Source organism: Pseudomonas sp. ATCC PTA-122608 (assembly GCF_001952855.1).
GTDB lineage: Bacteria > Pseudomonadota > Gammaproteobacteria > Pseudomonadales > Pseudomonadaceae > Aquipseudomonas.
Window position 1 is genome coordinate 85,695 of record NZ_LPNO01000012.1, and the last position, 16,118, is coordinate 101,812.

Here is a 16,118-nt window from a genome sequence, read left to right on the forward strand (position 1 = left end):
GTAAAAGGCCTGACGGACGTCAGTGTGACAACTGCCTGGCGACCCAATGCAGCAACGGGAAGATCATGCCCCAGAGCAACGCGAGACCGATGACGGTCGGCACCGTGCCATAGCCGAAACTGACGCCGGCCAACTGGCTGCCTGCGTAATAGGACAACGGTCCGCCCACCGCGCCCAACAGACTGGCGCGCCACCAGGGTTGGGCGCTCCAGGCCAGGCAATGGCGCAGGGTGGTTGCCAGCAGCGCCCACAACAGGATCAGCCACAAAGGCGCCAGCGGCCCAGGCAGGCTGAAATGAAACACACCAAAGGCGCGCAACGCGGTGTCGACCACCGTGCCCAGCAGGGTGACCGCGAGAATCACCTGGCCTTCCTCGGACCACGAACTTATCCACAGCAGGTGGACCGCCAGCACCGCCACTCCCACCAACAGCCACAGGCTGTCGCCGCCCAACACACAGGCAAACCAGCCGCACTGGAACAGCACGGCATTCGCCAGTGGTTTAAGCATCAAAGCGCCCGAGCAGCGGCTGGGTCAACGCCGCCGGCTTGGCCAGCAGCATCTGGGCGGTGCCGATGGTGCGCTCCATAAAGCCGCCCTCGCAGTAGCACAGGTAAAACTCCCACAGCCGCAGGAAGTACTCGTCGTAGCCCATTTCCGTCAGGCGGCTGTGGGCGCGGCGAAAGTTCTCATGCCACAGGCGCAGGGTTCGTGCGTAGTGCAGGCCGAAATCTTCCATGTGCAGCAGGTTCATGTCGGTGTCGCGGCTGACGATCTCGAGCATCTTCTGCACACAGGGCAGGGCGCCGCCGGGGAAGATATAGCGCTGGATGAAATCCACGCTGCTCTTGGCCTGCTCGTAGCGCTGTTCACGAATGGTGATGGCTTGCAGCAACATCAGGCCGTTGCTCTTGAGCAACTGCGCGCATTGTTTGAAATAGGTCGGCAGGAAACGATGGCCCACGGCTTCGATCATCTCGATGGACACCAGCTTGTCGTACTGGCCGGTCAGGTCGCGGTAGTCCTCCAGCAGCAACGTCACCTGATTCTGCAAACCCAGGGCGTCGATGCGTTTTTCGGTGTAGGCAAACTGCTCTTTGGACAAGGTGGTGGTGGTGACCTTGCAGCCGTACTGCTGCGCGGCATAGATCGCCATGCTGCCCCAGCCGGTGCCGATCTCCAACAGATGGTCAGACGGTTTCAGCGCGAGCTTCTGGCAGATGCGCTCCAGCTTGTTCAGTTGTGCCTGTTCCAGGGTGTCGTCGGCGGTGAGGAACTGTGCGGCCGAATACATCATGGTCGGGTCGAGGAATTCTTCGAACAGGTCATTGCCCAGGTCGTAGTGGGCGGCGATGTTTTTCTGCGAGCCCTTGCGTGTGTTGCGGTTGAGCCAATGCAGCCCTTGGGTGAAGGGCCGTGCCAGTTTCGCCAGGCCGCCTTCCAATGCATCCAGCACGTCGAGGTTGCTGACCATCACCCGCACCACGGCGGTCAGGTCGGGGCTGCTCCAGTAACCATGAATAAATGCCTCGCCCGCGCCGATGGAACCGTTGGCCGCCACCAGCCCCCACGCGGCCGAATCGAGGATCTGGATTTCCCCCAGCAGGTGCGCTTCCCGTGCGCCGAAGACTTGCCGCTCGCCGTCCTCGACCACCACCAACTGGCCGTGGCGCAGTTGGCCGAGCTGGCGCAGCACCGCTTTGCGCAGCAGCGCGGCGGTCATGCCGTTGACGTTCAAGCGATTGGATTTGACCGATAAGCTAGGGGATTTCATGGCGGCGATCCTTGGTGTACCCGACTGCGGTGCGAGAAGCGCCTTCGGCGGCGTGATGGGAAAAAATCGGCGTGCGTTTAAGCAGAAGGCGCAGGGCCTGCCAATAAATGGCCAGGCAGGTCTTGGCGGTCATCCACGGGAAGCGCCACAAATAACGGTGCAGGCTGGCGCGGTTCAAGTCTTCACGTTGCAGACTCAAGGTGGCGTCGAACACTTTCAGTTCGCCCTGCCAGTCGGCCATGTGCACGCCGAGTCTGGCGGCGGGCGGGCTGAAGCTCATGCGGTATTCCAGGTCCCGGGGCAAAAACGGCGAGACATGAAAGGCCTTGGCCACGGCGAAGTGCTGATGCTCACCAGCAGGCAGCGCCATGGCCGGCAGCACGTAGTGATAGCGTTCGCGCCACGGCGTGTTGGTCACTTCACACAGAATCGCGGCCAAGGTGCCATCGGCCTCGAAGTAGTAGAAGAAACTCACCGGATTAAAAGCCAGGCCCCAACTGCGGGCCTGGGTCAGCAGGCAGATTGCGCCCTCGGGGATGCGCCCGAGGGCCTTGCCGACTTCTTGGCGCACGGCATCGGTCAAGCTCATGCCGTGACGGGTAAATTCACGCAGGTAGTCCTGCTGGCGAAAAGCAAACGGTGCCCAGCGGTCGCCGGCCAATGGCGACAAGGCGAAGACTTCGTCCTGTTCACTGAGGTCCAGGTACAGCAGGCCAATCCGATAACGGAAGGCGTGGCCCTTGGGCGTAAATCGCCGATGGGCAATCCAGCCGCTATACAGGGCGCTGTTCACAGCGCTTCCCCAAACGCCTTGGCCACGCGCAACGCGCTGACCACACCGTCTTCGTGAAACCCGTTGGCCCAGTAGGCGCCGCAGTAATAGGTGTGCTGCGCGCCGTGCAATTCTTCCCAGCGCGCTTGAGCGGCCACGGCGGCCAGGCTGTATTGCGGGTGGGCGTAGGTGTAGCGGGCGAGGATTTTTAGCGGGTTGATCATCGCCGTCTGGTTGAGGCTGACGCAAAAGGTGGTGGCGCTGTCGATGCCCTGCAGGATGTTCATGTCGTAGGTCACGGCAGCCTGTTTTTGCGTGCTGCTGTCCAGGCGGTAATTCCAGCTGGCCCAGGCCAGTTTGCGCTCGGGCAGCAAACGGGTGTCGGTGTGCAGGACTACGTCGTTGTCGGCGTAGGGCAGGGCACCGAGGATCTGCTGCTCGGCCAGGCTCGCATCCCCCAGCAATGCCAGGGCCTGGTCGCTGTGGCAGGCGAACACGACTTTATCGAACGCCTCGCTGCCCGCCGCGCTGTGGATAAGTACGCCGCTCGGTGTGCGCTCAACCCGGGTGACGGGGCAATTGAGGCGAATTTTTTCACGGAAGGACTGGGTCAGCGGCTCGATATAGCGGCTGGACCCGCCTTCGATCACGCACCACTGCGGCCGGTTACTCACCGATAACAAACCGTGGTTCTTGAAGAACCGCACGAAGAATTGCAGGGGAAATCCGAGCATGTCAGCCAGCGACATCGACCAGATCGCCGAACCCATCGGCACGATGTAGTGCTGGATAAATCGCTGGCCGTAGCCGCCCGCTTGCAGGTACTCGCCCAGGGTCATCTCGGCGCTGATGCGTTGCTCTTGCAGGTCCAGCGGCGCCTGGCGGTTGAAGCGCAGGATGTCGCGCAACATGCCCCAGAACCCCGGCGACAGAATATTGCGGCGCTGGGCAAACAGGCTGTTGAGGTTGTTGCCGTTGTACTCGAACCCGGCGTTCGGGTCGCACACCGAAAAGCTCATCTCGGTGGGTTTGAACGTCACGCCGATCTGCCCGAGCAGCTTGATGAAGTTGGGGTAGGTCCAGTTGTTGAACACGATAAAACCGGTGTCCACCGCGTAGCTTTTGCCATCAACCGTGACATTCACCGTGTGGGTGTGCCCGCCGATGCGGTCGCCCGCTTCGAACAAGGTGATGTCGTGGCGGCGGCTGAGCAGATAAGCGCTGGTCAGCCCGGCTATGCCGCTGCCGATAATCGCGATCTTCACAGGTCGTCCTTCCTCGGCGGCGGGCTGCGCAGCATGCGTTTGCCGATGATCAGCTTGACGCGGTTTGGCAGTTTCGACAGCGGCCATAGCGCGGCAATAAACAGGGCCGGGAAGGCAATTTCCAATGGGCGGTTTTGCAGCTTGGCGAAGATATGCCGTGCGGCCTTGTCCGCCGGCCAGCTCAAGGGCATCGGGAAATCATTGCGGGCGGTCAGCGGTGTGTCGACAAAGCCCGGGCTGACCACGGTGACGTCAATGCCCTCGGGCGACAGGTCGATGCGCAGGGATTCGAACAGATAACGCAGGCCGGCCTTGGAGGCACCATAGGCTTCAGCCCTGGGCATTGGCAGGTAAGTCACGGCGCTGGCTACGCCGACCAGGTGGGGTGTATGGCCGGCACGCAACAGTGGCAGCGCGGCTTCGATGCAGTAACTGCTGGCCAGCAGGTTGGTGCGCACCACGTGCTCGATGATCGAGGAATCAAACTGCTTGGCGTCTACGTATTCGCAGGTGCCGGCGTTGAGAATCACAGTGTCCAGCGAGCCCCAGACCACGGCGATATGCTCGCCGATTTCGCGTACGGTCTGGCTGTTGGTCAGGTCGCCTGCCACCACCAGCACTTGCCCGGGGTATTGCTGCGCGAGCTGTTCCAGCGGCTCTTTGGAGCGGGAGCTCACAGCCACGTGGGCGCCGCTGTCGAGCAGCGCTTTGGCCAGTTCGGCGCCGATGCCACTGCTGGCACCGGTCAACCAGTAACGACGAGGCGGCACGAGGTTCATCCCATTCTCCTTTTTAGCCAGCTGACCACGCCGCCGAGGACCGGCACGTGTTCATACAACAGTGCACCCGCATCAAAATAATCCCGGTGGTGGTACACCTTCTCGCGCCATAGCAGGTGCGAGCAGCCTTCGACACGGATCACTTTACCCCCGCCCAGGCGGGGGTGGCAGAAGCTCATTTTCCAGCGCAGGTAGCCTTCGCCTTCAGCCACTTGATCGAAGCCATGGAAGTCAAAGCGCAACTGGGTCACGTTGTCGTACAGCTCGGCGAAGTAACGCTGCAGCGCCGGCAGCCCGTGCACTTCGTGCAGCGGGTCGGTGAAGCTGATGTCCTTGCTGTACAGGCTGTCGAGCAGGTGCAGATTGTGTTTGTCCACACTGGCAAAGGCCTGGGCGAAGCGGCGCAGGAAGTCACTCATAACCACCCCCGACTGCCTGGCGTGAAGGCAGGCTGCGGAAGGCGGCGAGGGCGCGCTCGCGGGACTTTTTCAGATCGACGATAGGACGAGGATAGTCGGCCACGCCAAACAAGCCGCCCACGGCATCGGGGTTGTGCACTTCCTTTTTGTTCAGCGCTGCCAGTTGTGGCAGCCAATGCTTGATAAACACGCCTTCGCCGTCGAATTTTTCCGACTGGCTCAAGGGGCTGAAGATCCGGAAGTACGGCGCCGAGTCGGTGCCGGTGGACGAACTCCACTGCCAGCCACCGTTGTTTGCTGCCAGGTCGCCATCGATGAGGTGGCGCATGAAAAATCGCTCGCCTTCGCGCCAGTCGATCAACAGGTTTTTGGTCAGGAACATCGCCACCACCATGCGCAGGCGGTTGTGCATCCAGCCGGTTTCCAGCAGTTGGCGCATGGCCGCGTCGATGATCGGCAGGCCGGTGCGTGCTTCCTGCCAGGCTTTCAAGTCTTCCGGGCTGTTGCGCCAGGCCACGGCTTCGGTTTCCGGGCGGAACGCGCGGTGGCGCGAGACCCGTGGGTAACCCACCAGAATATGTTTGTAGAACTCGCGCCACAGCAGCTCGTTGATCCAGGTAATCGCGCCGATGTCGCCGCTTTCGAATTCACCCTGGTTGCTTTGCAGCGCGGCATGCAGGCACTGGCGCGGCGAAACCACACCGGCGGCCAGGTAGGCCGACAGCTGGCTGGTGCCGGGCTTGGCCGGGAAATCGCGTTCGTCCTTGTAATAGCTGATTTGCGCGTCGGCGAATTGATCGAGACGGCGCCCGGCTTCGGCCTCACCCGCCGGCCACAGGGAACGCAAGGCCTCGGTCGGCGTTGCAAAACCCTCGACGTGATCCGGGATCGGTTCGCTTTTGAGCTTGAGTGCCGCCTGTGCCTTGGGTGTGGCGATCAGGCGCGGCAAGGCGCCGTGCAGACGGTTGTAGCAGACCTTGCGGAACTGGCTGAACACCTGGAAGTACGTGCCGGTCTTGGTCAGGACGCTGCCGGGCTGGAAAAACAGCTGGTCCAGGTAATTGTGAAACGTGACGCCCCGGGCTTCGAGGGCCTTGGCCACCGCGGCGTCGCGGCGCTCTTCGTGGATGCCGTATTCGTCATTGACGTGTACCGACTGGATCGACAGCTCCTGGCACATGTCAGCCAGGACGTTCGGTGCCTGATCCCAGGTCGAGGCATGGCGGATCAGTAGCGGGATGTTCAACTCGGCCAGCGCCACGCTCAAGCGCTGCAGGTTGCGCAGCCAGAAGTCGACTTTGCACGGCGCGTCATCGTGGGCCAGCCATTGCTCCGGGCTGATCAGGTAGACAGCCACCGTCGGCCCGCGCTGTGCGGCGGCGGCGAGGGCGGTGTTGTCATGTAGGCGCAGGTCGGTGCGCAGCCAGATCAAGTGCATTTAAATAAGTCCACGCTGGATCAGTACCTGATGGGCCGACAAAGGGTCTTCGGCCAGGAGCAATTCAGGAATGTCTTGGGTTAATACGGACAGCTCCGCCTGGTGGATGCATACCGTTGGTCCGGTTATCAGTTTTGGGCAACTGAAGCCGCTCAACAGTTTGCCCAGTGCCGACACATGGAGTGCCTTGCTCGAATACAACAGCACCGCGCGGGGTTGCAGGTGTTCGACGGCCAGGGCCAGTTCGCCGGCCGGCAATGGCCAGTCGAAGACTTCCACCGGGCAATCGGCACTGCTGGCGAGCCAGGCGGTGAGCCACAGGTGCGGCTCCAACGGCAGGTCGGAATGGTTGATCAGCAGCAGCGGGGCGCCGTTGAGCTGGCGGTTGTTGTGATACATCCGCGCGCCGAATTTGCTGCGCAGCCAGGAATAGAAAAATACCCGCTCCATCTGCGCACCGAATTGGCCTTGCCAGCGCAGCTCAAGTTCCTTGAGCAATGGAAGCAGAAGTTGCTCGCACAGGGTGCGCGGCGGGTACAGCGCCATCGCCTGGTTGAAGGCGTCATCCACCCGGCGCTCGGCCAGCTCGCTGACGGCCTGCAACAGGTGCTGGCGGCGGTTGTGCCATTCATTTTCCACCGGCGGTTCGCTGGCGGTTGGTGCGGTGTCGATCAGGCTCTTGACCTGGCTGACCGGCACCCCGCGGTTGAGCCAGGTCAGGATGGTGTGGATACGTTGTACATGCTCGGCGCTGAACAGGCGGTGCCCCTTGGGCGTGCGCTGGGGCACGATCAAACCGTAGCGCCGCTCCCAGGCGCGCAGGGTCACAGCGTTGACACCGGTTTGCCGCGCCACTTCGCGGATCGGCAGCCAGCCTTGTTCGAGGGCCTCGGCGATGTCTTCCACAGGTTCTTGCAGGGGGAAAGTCATAGGTTAAATCGCATTACGCAGGCTGAGGTTTTCCGGGTGCGGTTGCAGGTAGGCCTGCTGCGCGATGTAGCGGTCCGGATGCTGGCGAAAGTGGTGCTTGAGCAGCGTCAGCGGCACCACCAGCGGCACGATGCCCTGGCGGTATTGGCTAATGATGGTCTGCATTTCCTGTTTGTCTTCGGCGCTGATGGCTTGCTTGAGGTAGCCGCTGATGTGTTGCAGCACGTTGGTATGGGTGCCGCGTGTGGCGCACTGGGTCAGGGCGCTCATCAGTTCGCTGAAGTAGCCGGCGGCCAAGGCGTCGAGGTCGACGTCCTTGGGCATGCTGCCCAGTAGGTTGCCCAGGCTTTTGTAATGCACCGGGCTGTGGGCCATCAGCAGGTATTTGTAGCGTGAGTGAAATTCCAGCAGGCGGTGACGGGTCAGGCCTTCGGCGAGCAGTTGCTGCCAGGTGGCGTAGACGAACACCCGGGTCAGGAAGTTTTCCCGCAGCACCGGGTCATTCAGCCGACCGTCTTCTTCCACCGGCAGGTTGGGATGGCGTGCGCAAAACGCTTGGGCGTAGATGCCGCGCCCGCCACCGTCGATGGGCATGCCGTTGTCCTGGTAGACCTTGACCCGCTCCAGGCCGCAGGACGGGGATTTCTGCATGAAGATGTAACCGCAGAGATCGGTGTGTTCAGCGGCCATTTGTTGGCCGTAGTCATCCAGTGGCTGGGTCACGTTGAGTTCGCGGTGCACGGTGCCGACAGCCTGCGGATTAAGCGGGTCGCCCACCAGGCGAATCGGCTCACGGGGAATGCCCAGGCCGATGGCGACTTCAGGGCACAGCGGCACGAAGTCGAAATAGTCGGCGAGGGTCTGGCTGCACAGTTGGGATTGTTTGTGCCCGCCGTTGAAGCGCACGTTCTCGCCCAGCAGGCAGGCGCTGATGGCGATTTTCGGTTTTCCGGTGGCTGGCAGGGTGCTGGACATGGCCAAACCTCAGTGAAATTCCTGTACAGAGTTAAATTTCTGTACAACTTGATCTCATCATAGGTTTGAAGCTGTACAAGTCAAATAATTTGTACAGGTATTTGCAGGATGGCTATTTCCAACCGATTTTCCAGTCTTCGGCGTTTTGCAGGGTTTGCCAGGCCAGGCGCTGAACCCGATGGCTCATCACCGCTTCCATTTCGATTTCCTGCACATCGCCTTCGTCGTCGCGCAGCAGCTTGGTCACCAGGAAGTGTTTTTCCTTATGCTGCGGACGGGCTGCTGTCCATTTCGACAGCAGCAACTTGGCGGGATTGATCCGGTTCATTGCAGGTGCTCGATCAGCCGCCGTGCCGCTTCCTGGCCGCTGAGCCAGGCGCCTTCCACGCGACCCGACAGGCACCAGTCGCCGCACACGTACAAGCCCAGGTCGGCGTCGGCCAGCACGCCAAATTCATGGCTGGTGGACGGCCGCGCATACAGCCAGCGGTGGGCGAGGGTGAAGGACGGCGCCGGCATGGCGCTGTGCAACAGTTCGGCGAAAGCGCCGTGCAAGTGCTCGACCACCGCTTCCTTGGACAGGTCCAGGTGTTGCTTGCTCCAGGTGCTGGTGGCGTGCAGTACCCAGGTGTCGAGGCGGGTGTCGCGCCCGGGTTTGCTGCGGTTGCGGGCCAGCCAGTCAAGCGGGCTGTCCTGCACGAAGCAGCCTTCCATGGGCGTATCCAACGGTTTGTCGAAGGCCAGGGCGACGGCCCAGGTCGGGTCCATTTTCACCCCGGCTGCGGCACTTGCCAGCTTCGGCGCGGCGGCCAACAGGGCGGTGGCTTGTGGTGCCGGCGTGGCGATAATCACGTGGCTGAACGGGCCGTGGTTTTCGCCGTCGGCGTCCAGCAGGTTCCAGTGGTGTTTGCCCTGGAACACTTCGGTGATGCGGCAACCGAACTGCACCGGCAAGTCATCCAGCAGGGCGCGGGTGATTGCACTCATGCGCGGCGTGCCGACCCAGCGGATCTGTTCATCGGGGGAGGGCGTCAGTTGCCCGGACTTGAAGTTGTACAGCTGCGGCTTCCATTGCTCGGCACAACCATCGGCCTGCCAGCGTTGCACCTCGTTGACGAAGCGCCGGTCGCGGGCGGTGAAGTACTGCGCGCCCATGTCCAGTGCTCCCGCATCGCTGCGCTTGCTGGACATGCGGCCGCCACTGCCGCGGCTTTTATCAAAGAGTTGTACAACGTGCCCCGCGTCTTTTAACGCTCGGGCGGCGGAGAGACCGGCGATGCCGGTGCCTATGATCGCGATGGGAACAGTCATGGGAGGCCTCGTTTTACCGTTGTGTACAGACTACGCCGACACCAATAGCTGTACAATATTGTTTTTTGGTATAAGTTTTGGCGTACCTGATCGTTTGGCGTGACCTATGGTTAACCCTGAGGGTTTAACCACCGTTGCGCCCGATTAGAACATCCCTGTCTATAAAATAGACTAACGGTGGTCGGCGAACGTTACACGAGGAACAACTCATGCACATTTTGCTGACCGGCGGTACGGGTTTGATCGGCCGCCAACTTTGCCAATACTGGCTTACTCAGGGCCATCACCTTACGGTCTGGAGCCGTCACCCGGAACAAGTGGCCAAGTTGTGTGGCGCTCAAGTGCGCGGCATTGCTCGCCTGCAAGACGTAAATGAGCCGGTGGACGCGGTGATCAACCTCGCCGGCGCGCCGATTGCCGATCGGCCCTGGACGCATAAACGCAAGGCGCTGCTGTGGAGCAGCCGCATCGGCCTCACCGAAACGTTGCTGGCCTGGTTTGAGGGGCTTGAGCAAAAACCGGCGGTATTGATCTCCGGTTCTGCGGTGGGCTGGTATGGCGACGGCGGCGAGCGTGAGCTGACCGAAGACAGCGGCCCGGTACAGGACGATTTCGCCAGCCAGCTCTCTATCGCCTGGGAAGAAACCGCCCAGCGCGCCGAGGCTTTGGGGATCCGCGTAGTCCTGGTGCGTACCGGGCTGGTGCTGGCGGCCGAGGGCGGCTTTTTGTCGCGGCTGTTATTGCCGTTCAAACTGGCGCTGGGCGGGCCTATCGGCAATGGTCGGCAGTGGATGCCGTGGGTCCATATAAAGGATCAAATCGCCCTGATTGATTTTCTTCTGCACAAGAGCGATGCCCGCGGTCCTTATAATGCCTGCGCGCCACACCCGGTGCGCAACCTCGAATTCGCCAAGACCCTGGGCAAGGTCCTGCACCGCCCGGCGTTCATGCCCATGCCGGCGTTTGCCTTGCGCATTGGCCTGGGTGAGCTGTCCGGTTTGTTGCTGGGTGGCCAGCGGGCGTTGCCGCAGCGGCTGCTGGCCGCTGGTTTCACTTTTCAGTTCACTGAGTTGCACGCGGCCCTGGACGACTTGTCCAGCCGCCTCTAGAGATAGGATGTTGCATGACGGATCACGCGTTGTTACTGGTCAACCTGGGTTCACCAGCGTCCACTTCGGTGGCGGATGTGCGCAGCTACCTTAATCAATTCCTGATGGACCCTTACGTCATCGACCTGCCATGGCCGGTGCGGCGCTTGCTGGTGTCGCTGATCCTGATCAAACGCCCCGAGCAGTCGGCCCATGCCTACGCCTCGATCTGGTGGGACGAAGGCTCGCCGCTGGTCGTCCTCAGCCGCCGCCTGCAACAACAGATGACCGCGCAATGGACCCAAGGGCCGGTGGAACTGGCAATGCGTTATGGTGAGCCGTCGATTGAAAGCGTACTGACCCGCCTGGCGTCCCAGGGCATCAAGAAAGTCACCCTGGCGCCGTTGTACCCCCAGTTTGCAGACAGCACCGTGACCACGGTGATCGAAGAAGCCCGACGCGTGGTGCGGGACAAAAAGCTGGCGATCGAGTTTTCGATTCTGCAGCCGTTCTACGATGAGCCGGAATACCTCGATGCCTTGGCCAACAGTGCCAGGGCCTATGTGGAACAGGATTTCGATCACCTGCTGCTGAGCTTTCATGGATTGCCCGAGCGTCACCTGAAAAAGCTCGACCCTACCGGGCAACACTGTTTCAAGGACGCCAACTGCTGCCAGAACGCCTCACCCGAGGTGCTTGCCACGTGCTATCGCGCGCAGTGTTTCAGCGTTGCGCGGGACTTCGCGGAGCGCCTGGGGTTGCCGGATGGCAAATGGTCGGTGGCGTTCCAGTCGCGGTTGGGCCGGGCCAAGTGGATCGAACCCTACACCGAGGCACGGCTTGAAGCGTTGGCTCAACAAGGCGTGAAGAAGTTGCTGGTGATGTGCCCGGCGTTTGTCGCGGACTGCATCGAGACGCTGGAAGAGATCGGCGATCGCGGCCTGGAACAATTCCGCGAGTCGGGCGGCGAGGAGTTGGTGTTGGTGCCTTGCCTGAATGATGACCCGCAGTGGGCGGCGGCGCTTAATACCCTGTGTGAAAGAGCGCCGGTTGCACTGTAATCAAGCCGAGTGAGGACTAAATGTGGGAGCGGGCTTGCTCGCGAATACGGTGGGTCAGTTAATGAAGATGGCGACTGACACACCGCCTTCGCGAGCAAGCCCGCTCCCACATTGACTGTGCCCACTCTGAGTTTTCGGTGTTACTCGTGATGCGGCTCGCCCAGGAAGGTCAGGGAACTGAACAGTCCGCGAGTCGCTACATCAGCATTGTCTTTAAGCGGGATCTCCACCTGCGCCGCAATCACATTCAACCCTTCATTCCTCACCATCACCTGGGCGCGACCGTCTTTATCGGTCTCGGTGCTCAAGGTGTTCGGTGCATTGCGATAGTCCCCGATCAGCTTGATTCCTGCCGCCGGCTTGCCATCCAGCAGCACTCGTACGGGCAGTGATTTACCCGGGCCTACGGTCAGCGGATCAACTTCCGGCAAGATCAGCAGTTTGATCTGATCCAGCTTCGGCAACTTCGCGCCCGGCTGGTAGATCGCCAGGCTGTACTTGAAGGTCTGGGTCGACTCAATCGCCCCCGGCACTTTGCTGCGGCCCTCGTTGATCCATTTCTTGTCAGCCGTCTGCGACCACATGCCGTTATCCAGCGCCACGGCCAGAACAGCCGGCGATTTGAGCGGCTTCAGGCGCGCGTGGTCGGGCAGGCGTTCCACGGTCACCGGGATCATTTTGCCGCCCGCGTCATAAGCCCAGGCGCCGCTGATTTTCTGCGCCTTGAACGCGTTGTCTTCGGCGCCGTGGCCGTAGATCACTTCGATATTGCCGCGCCGTTGTTCGGTCCACAGCCCGTGGGCCGAGACTTGGGTGGCAAACAGCAGGCCGAGCACGGCCAGGGATTTGAAGGCTTGCATGGAGACGTCCTTTTACAGGTTGAGGGTCAGGCTGACGGTGAAATTGCGCGGCTCGCCGGGGTTGACCCAGTAATTGCTGTAGGAGCGCTCGTAGTACTTTTCATCGAACAAGTTGTTGAGGTTCAGGCCCACGGTGACGTTGTCGCTGGCCTTGTAATGGGCCAGCAAATCGACGGTGTGGTAGGCCGGTAATTCAAAGCTTTTGCCGGCTTCGCCGGAGCGGTCGCCGACGTAGGTAAAGGCCGCGCCGAGGTCGGAGCCACGCAACAGGCCGTCCTGGAATTCATACACCCCGAGTAAACTGCCGCTGCGTTTGGCCACGCCGAGAATTCGGCTGCCCGCAGGGATGTCTTTGTCACCTTTAGTCACTTCGGCGTCGATGTAGGCGAAAGCGCCGATGACCCGTATCGCGTCAGTCACTTGCCCGGTCAGTTGCAGGTCAAAACCCTGACTGCGGGCCTTGCCCATGGCGCGGTTGGTGTCGGTGGCCGGGTCCAGCGCCAGGACATTTTCCTTCTCGATATGGAAGGCGGCGAGGGTGGTGCTCAGGCGGTCGTCGAACAGCTCGCTCTTGATCCCGATTTCATAACCCACGCCTTCCTCCGGCTTGAAGGATTTGCCGCCGGCGTCCAGGCCATCGTTGGGTTTGAACGAGGTGGAGGCGTTGGCGAACAGGCCCACTTCGGGCGTCAACTGATAGAGCAGGCCGCCGCGTTGGGTCAGGGCGTCATGAGACTGCTGGCTTTTGGCGTGGTTGCGGGCGAAGTCGTCGATGTGTTGCTCGAAGTGTTCGAAGCGCGCGCCGATCATCCCGCGCAAGCGGTCGGTGAAGATGATCTGGTCCTGCAGGTTCAGCGCCTGGCTTTTCACCTGTTCGAAAAAGTCGGTGCCCGAGCGTTCGCCGTTGGGTTTTGGCTTGCCGTAGACCGGCTTATAGATGTCGATGGTGTAGTCGCCGCCAGCAATCGCGGTCACTCGTTCTTTCTTGCGGTAATCCTCGTATTCGGTGCCGATCAGTAATTCGTGCTGCCAGCTGCCAATGTCGAACCGGCCGCGCAGTTCGAGCTGGGTGATGCTGTCGTGCCAACCGGTGGAGCGTTCGCGGTAGCGGCGGTTGAGGGTGTGGCCGTCTGCACTCAATGGGCGGTTTTCCGAAGCGTCGCCCCACAGGCTGCCCTGTTTGTAGTGGCTGGCCAGGCGTAGCTGCCAGGCATCGTTGAGGTGATGTTCGAGGGTAGCTTGCAGGCGGTTGTTGTGGTTGCGGATATCGCCGTCGTTGGGCTCGCCGAGGAAGGTCGAGCGGGAAACGCCGCTCCAGCGATTGTTCGGCGCGACGATGCCACGGTCGAAGGTGGAGCGGTGGCGCACGAATTCGCTTTCTACCAGCAGGCGCGTGTCCGGGTCCAGTTGCCAACTGATGGAGGGCGCGACGAAGACCCGTTTGGCCTCCACGTGGTCGCGGAAGCTTTGGTTGTCTTCCACCGCCAGGTTGACCCGTGACAACACGTTACCCTCGCTGTCGAGCGGCGTGTTCACGTCCAGCGCGGTGCGATAGCGGTCCCAACTGCCGGCGCTGGTCTGCACGGTGGTGAAGGCTTCGGGTTGCGGCTTCTTGCTGACGATATTCACCGTGCCGCCCGGATCTCCACGGCCATACAGGCTGGCGGCGGGGCCCTTGAGCACTTCGATGCGCTCGATATTGGCCGCATCCGGCGTGCTCGGGTAACCGCGGTTGGCGCTGAAACCGTCCACGTAAAACTCAGAGGTGGTGAAGCCCCGAACACTGTATTCGTAAAGCGTCAGGCCGCCGAAGTTGTTCTGTCTGGATACGCCGCCGGCAAATTCCAGGGCGCGCTCGACGTTGGTACTGCCCAGGTCCGTGAGCACCGAGGCGGGAATTACGCTGATGGATTGTGGGATGTCTCGCAAGGCGGTGTCGGTTTTGGTAGCGCTGGCAGAGCGGGTGGCGCGATAGCCTTTGACGGGGCCAGTGGCGGATTCATACGCCTCACTGGTGATGCGGGTAGCCTCCAGTTCTAAGGTGGCAGTGTCTTCGGCGTAGACCGGGTCCACCAGCAAACCCAGGGCGATTCCCGCCAGCGGGGCAAATCTTCGAGACGGCATGATAGAACGTTCCAATAGCGATATTGAAACAATATAACATCTCTATTGAGAGTGATTTCCTTCTGAAACATTAGGTAACAGGAGCCCGCGAGCGGGCTCCTTCCCAGGTTATTCTTCTTCTTTCACCGGCGCCGGAGGCGGACGCAGGCCGATTTCTGCCGACAGCTTGATTTCTTTACCGTTGCGCATCACCTGGATCGCGACCTTGTCGGTCGGCTTGATCCGCGCCACCTGGTTCATCGACTTGCGGCCATCACCGGCCGGCTCGCCGTCGATGCTGAGGATCACATCTCCCAGTTGCAGGCCGGCTTTCTGCGCCGGGCCGTCGCGGAAGATCCCGGCGACCACGATGCCAGGGCGCCCGGTCAGGCCAAACGACTCGGCAAGTTCCTTGGTCAGCGGTTGTACTTCAATCCCCAGCCAGCCACGAATCACCTGGCCATGCTCGATGATCGACTTCATCACTTCCGTGGCGAGTTTTACCGGGATGGCGAAGCCGATGCCCTGGGAGCCACCGGACTTGGAGAAGATCGCGGTGTTGATGCCGGTCAGGTTGCCGTTGGCATCCACCAGCGCGCCGCCGGAGTTACCCGGGTTGATCGCCGCGTCGGTCTGGATAAAGTCTTCGTAGCTGTTGAGGCCCAACTGGTTACGCCCGGTGGCGCTGATGATACCCATGGTCACGGTCTGGCCGACCCCGAACGGGTTGCCGATGGCCAGCGCCACGTCACCTACGCGCAAGCCTTCGGAGCGGCCGATGGTGATCGAGGGCAGGCTTTTCAGATCAATCTTCAACACCGCGAGGTCGGTTTCCGGGTCGCTGCCGACCACGCGGGCGAGGGTTTCCCGGCCATCACGCAGGGCCACGACAATCTGGTCGGCGCCGGTGGTCACGTGGTTGTTGGTGAGGATGTAGCCTTCGGGGCTCATGATCACCCCGGAGCCGAGGCTGGATTCCATGCGTCGCTGCTTGGGCGAGTTGTCGCCGAAAAAGCGCCGGAATTGCGGGTCTTCAAACAGCGGATGCGCCGGTTTGTTGATGACTTTGGTGGTGTACAGATTCACCACCGCGGGCGCGGCGATCACCACCGCGTCGGCGTAAGTCACCGGGCCTTGTACCACCGCGCTGGTTTGCGGTGCCTGTTGCAGGTTGACATCGAGGGTCGGCAGGCCGACCAGTTGTGGATAACGCTGAATAATCAGCATCGCGATCAGCACGCCAGCCAACAATGGCCATCCAAAAAAACGCAGTGCCTTGAGCATTAAGAAAATCCTGACGGGTTGCAGGGGGCGGGAGAGCGCCCATAATGTCGCGCATTAT

General features: G+C 61.4%; 16 protein-coding genes. 2 read left to right on the forward strand and 14 right to left on the reverse strand.

Annotated elements, in window-relative coordinates:
* Positions 1–19: 19 nt before the first annotated feature.
* From AU074_RS12440 to AU074_RS12490, 11 genes are all read right to left on the reverse strand, one after another.
* Positions 20–511 (reverse strand): DUF2878 domain-containing protein, encoded by a 492-nt coding sequence (locus tag AU074_RS12440; RefSeq protein WP_076014974.1) that lies wholly within the window; start codon positions 509–511, stop codon positions 20–22.
* Positions 504–1,775 carry a cyclopropane-fatty-acyl-phospholipid synthase family protein gene (locus AU074_RS12445; RefSeq protein ID WP_076014975.1) on the reverse strand — a complete coding sequence of 424 codons (1,272 nt, stop codon included), beginning with the start codon at positions 1,773–1,775 and terminating at the stop codon, positions 504–506. The genes AU074_RS12440 and AU074_RS12445 overlap by 8 nt, the downstream gene beginning before the upstream one ends.
* Positions 1,762–2,568 carry a DUF1365 domain-containing protein gene (locus AU074_RS12450; RefSeq protein WP_076014976.1) on the reverse strand — a complete coding sequence of 269 codons (807 nt, stop codon included), beginning with the start codon at positions 2,566–2,568 and terminating at the stop codon, positions 1,762–1,764. The genes AU074_RS12445 and AU074_RS12450 overlap by 14 nt, the downstream gene beginning before the upstream one ends.
* Positions 2,565–3,812 (reverse strand): NAD(P)/FAD-dependent oxidoreductase, encoded by a 1,248-nt coding sequence (locus AU074_RS12455; RefSeq protein WP_076014977.1) that lies wholly within the window; start codon positions 3,810–3,812, stop codon positions 2,565–2,567. The genes AU074_RS12450 and AU074_RS12455 overlap by 4 nt, the downstream gene beginning before the upstream one ends.
* Positions 3,809–4,591, reverse strand: a complete 783-nt coding sequence (locus AU074_RS12460) for an SDR family oxidoreductase (RefSeq protein WP_076014978.1) — start codon at positions 4,589–4,591, stop codon at positions 3,809–3,811. The genes AU074_RS12455 and AU074_RS12460 overlap by 4 nt, the downstream gene beginning before the upstream one ends.
* Positions 4,588–5,010 carry a nuclear transport factor 2 family protein gene (locus AU074_RS12465; RefSeq protein ID WP_076014979.1) on the reverse strand — a complete coding sequence of 141 codons (423 nt, stop codon included), beginning with the start codon at positions 5,008–5,010 and terminating at the stop codon, positions 4,588–4,590. Before AU074_RS12465 ends, AU074_RS12460 begins: the two co-directional genes overlap by 4 nt.
* On the reverse strand, positions 5,003–6,448 hold the full coding sequence (gene phrB / locus AU074_RS12470) for a deoxyribodipyrimidine photo-lyase (protein WP_076014980.1): 1,446 nt from the start codon (positions 6,446–6,448) through the stop codon (positions 5,003–5,005). Before phrB ends, AU074_RS12465 begins: the two co-directional genes overlap by 8 nt.
* A complete protein-coding gene (locus tag AU074_RS12475) occupies positions 6,449–7,378 on the reverse strand; it encodes a MerR family transcriptional regulator (RefSeq protein ID WP_076014981.1) in 930 nt (309 codons plus the stop codon). It abuts the gene before it with no gap.
* Between the two features lie 3 nt (positions 7,379–7,381).
* Positions 7,382–8,353 (reverse strand): DUF523 and DUF1722 domain-containing protein, encoded by a 972-nt coding sequence (locus AU074_RS12480; RefSeq protein ID WP_256576889.1) that lies wholly within the window; start codon positions 8,351–8,353, stop codon positions 7,382–7,384.
* Between the two features lie 112 nt (positions 8,354–8,465).
* Positions 8,466–8,681 carry a TIGR02450 family Trp-rich protein gene (locus tag AU074_RS12485; RefSeq protein WP_076014982.1) on the reverse strand — a complete coding sequence of 72 codons (216 nt, stop codon included), beginning with the start codon at positions 8,679–8,681 and terminating at the stop codon, positions 8,466–8,468.
* Entirely contained in the window at positions 8,678–9,664 is a 987-nt protein-coding gene (locus AU074_RS12490; protein ID WP_076014983.1) for an NAD(P)/FAD-dependent oxidoreductase, read from the reverse strand. Before AU074_RS12490 ends, AU074_RS12485 begins: the two co-directional genes overlap by 4 nt.
* Before the next feature lie 209 nt (positions 9,665–9,873).
* On the opposite strand from AU074_RS12490, the gene AU074_RS12495 reads away from it, so the two are divergent.
* Positions 9,874–10,773: a TIGR01777 family oxidoreductase gene (locus AU074_RS12495; protein WP_076014984.1), complete on the forward strand. Its 900-nt coding sequence runs from the start codon at positions 9,874–9,876 to the stop codon at positions 10,771–10,773.
* 14 nt (positions 10,774–10,787) lie between these two features.
* Entirely contained in the window at positions 10,788–11,813 is a 1,026-nt protein-coding gene (hemH, locus tag AU074_RS12500; RefSeq protein WP_076014985.1) for a ferrochelatase, read from the forward strand.
* Positions 11,814–11,953: 140 nt separating this feature from the next.
* Here hemH and AU074_RS12505 read toward each other — a convergent pair whose 3' ends face one another.
* The 3 genes from AU074_RS12505 to algW all read right to left on the reverse strand — a co-directional run bounded on the left by AU074_RS12505 (position 11,954) and on the right by algW (position 16,060).
* The gene (locus AU074_RS12505; RefSeq protein WP_076014986.1) at positions 11,954–12,673 is read right to left on the reverse strand and encodes a DUF4198 domain-containing protein; all 720 of its coding nucleotides are present in this window, start codon (positions 12,671–12,673) and stop codon (positions 11,954–11,956) included.
* 12 nt (positions 12,674–12,685) lie between these two features.
* Complete coding sequence (locus tag AU074_RS12510) at positions 12,686–14,797, reverse strand: TonB-dependent siderophore receptor (protein WP_076014987.1); 2,112 nt, start codon at positions 14,795–14,797, stop codon at positions 12,686–12,688.
* A gap of 108 nt (positions 14,798–14,905) precedes the next feature.
* A complete protein-coding gene (gene algW, locus AU074_RS12515) occupies positions 14,906–16,060 on the reverse strand; it encodes a Do family serine endopeptidase AlgW (protein ID WP_063033109.1) in 1,155 nt (384 codons plus the stop codon).
* Positions 16,061–16,118 lie beyond the last annotated feature (58 nt).